This is a genomic window from Janthinobacterium violaceinigrum, from assembly GCF_009208555.1.
GTDB lineage: Bacteria > Pseudomonadota > Gammaproteobacteria > Burkholderiales > Burkholderiaceae_D > Janthinobacterium > Janthinobacterium violaceinigrum.
In genome coordinates this window covers 1-327 of the sequence record NZ_WFLI01000123.1, presented here as the reverse complement: position 1 = coordinate 327, position 327 = coordinate 1, and the positions used below count along the sequence as shown (strand labels likewise).

Genomic DNA, 327 nt, shown 5'->3' with positions numbered 1-327 from the left:
ATATTACGGCGGGCAAAATGACCAGCAGCGGCTTGCTGGGCGCCGGCGTGAAAGCGGACGGCAGCCTGGGTGCGACAGGGGACTTGACCATCAATGCCGATGGCGTCTTGCAGGCGAGCGGACAGAACCTGGCGGCAGGCAGCGCCGTGCTGACGGGTTCCAGTGTGGATCTGTCGAACAGCCAGACGGGGGCGGCAAACATCGCCATCACGGCAACTACTGGTGATGTACAGACTAACAAGGCGGTGATTTCCGCCAGCAATCTGCTGGCCATCACCGCCAACGCAAATAACGCCCAGTCACTGGTAAATAACCAGGGCCAGCTGG

General features: G+C 60.9%; 1 protein-coding gene. It reads left to right on the top strand.

Going from position 1 to position 327, the window contains the following annotated elements; genetic code table 11:
• The coding region (locus GCN75_RS29470; RefSeq protein WP_193317712.1) for a hypothetical protein at window positions 1–327 on the top strand (327 nt) is incomplete at both ends.